We start from the raw sequence: 1497 nt of genomic DNA, 5'->3' as shown, positions 1-1497 counted from the left end.
CTAAGGGCTGTCCCGTAACTGATCTCCGGCATGCAGCTACGGGCCAGGGTTGCGTCGTTCTCGTGGCTTTTTCAGCTTGATCTCCTGGTGTCCGATCCGGACCAGGGTTCGGCGGGGTTGGGGTCGACATCTCGACGGCGTGGGGATTCATCTGGGGAAGTGGGCAGCAGAGAACCCTTGGTAGGGTGCGCCGACGTCATCGGTCAAGCACTTCCAAGTCACCTTCGACGGCGCAGAACCCGAGCGCCTCGCTCGCTTCTGGTGTGAGGTGTTGGAGTACGTCGTTCCGCCGCCACCGGAGGGGTTCGCCACATGGGACGAGTACAAGCGCTCTCAGCCGCATGAGGGGCGGGACGCGTGGTTTGCCTGCATCGACCCTTCAGGCGTGGGCCCGCGACTGTACTTTCAGCGCGTCCCCGAAGGAAAGGCGGTCAAGAACAGGGTGCATCTTGATGTGCGGGTCGGCACCGGACTTGTAGGCGAGGAGCGCCTCGCCGCGCTTGAGGCCGAGTGCGCGCGGCTGGTCCCGCTCGGGGCGGTACACGTGCAAACGCTGTATGACGGCAATGATTCCTGCATCCCGATGCAGGACATCGAGGGCAACGAGTTCTGTATCGACTGAGCATCCTTTGAATCGGCGAGCCGTCTCCAGTGGACCTCTCTGGTCCGGTACGGGACGGGAGTTACCCCGCGAGGGCGAGGTTGTGCAGCCGGGCGATGCCGAGCATGGCGGTGTGCACGCCATCGCCCTTCAGGCGGCAGTCGCGAAGGATCTTCCAGGTCTTCATCCGGGCAAAGACGTGCTCGACGCGGGCGCGAACCTGCTTGTGGGATTTGTTGTGGGCCTGTTTCCAGCTGGGGAGATCCTCTTCCTTGCGGCGGCGGTGCGGCATCACGAGCCCGGTACCCGGGTAGCCGCCATCGGCGATGGTCATCGTGTTGCCGACGGCGGCCTTCGCACCGGACTCAGCCCAGGCCAGGCAGTCGTTGCGATTGCCCGGAAGCGGCCGGCCGACCGCCACGACCAGGCGGGTGTCGGCGTCGATGACCACCTGATGGTTGGTGGAATAGCGATAGTTCTTCGACTGCTCGGCGACCTTGTGGTCCCGGGTGGGCACCAGGGTGCCGTCCACGATCAGCACCACGTCCTTGGCGAACCGCCGGCGTGGATGCAGCGCGAGCCTCGGGCCGATGTCGTCGATCACCCGGTCCGTGGCCGACTTCGACACACCGAACAGTGGGGCCAGTTGCCTCATCGTGAGGTTCGTTCGCCAATACGCGGTGACCAGCAGCACCCGGTCCTCCAACGACAGTTTCCACGGCCGACCCCGACCTGAGGAGCCAGCACCTTCGCGACGCAGCGCGGTCAGCAACTTGCCGAAGGCGCGCGGGCTCAACCCGGTAAACGGGGCTATCCAGAACGACTCGCAAGCCGTGATCACACCTGACACGGGCGAGATCATCGCAGAGCAAGATTACTTACGGGACAGCCCTTAG

At 64.5% G+C, this 1497-nt stretch carries 2 protein-coding genes; one reads left to right on the top strand and one right to left on the bottom strand.

Annotated features, from left to right (window positions below; all coding sequences use genetic code 11):
- The first annotated feature begins 271 nt into the window (after window positions 1-271).
- Window positions 272-622 carry a VOC family protein gene (locus ACZ601_RS39075; protein ID WP_469547011.1) on the top strand — a complete coding sequence of 117 codons (351 nt, stop codon included), beginning with the start codon at window positions 272-274 and terminating at the stop codon, window positions 620-622.
- 61 nt (window positions 623-683) lie between these two features.
- Here ACZ601_RS39075 and ACZ601_RS39070 read toward each other — a convergent pair whose 3' ends face one another.
- Window positions 684-1451, bottom strand: coding sequence for a transposase (locus ACZ601_RS39070; protein ID WP_469547009.1), 768 nt, complete (start codon window positions 1449-1451; stop codon window positions 684-686).
- Between the last annotated feature and the right edge of the window lie 46 nt (window positions 1452-1497).

This window comes from Streptomyces sp. NPDC104307, assembly GCF_055584045.1.
This window is presented reverse-complemented; position numbering and strand designations above follow the sequence as displayed.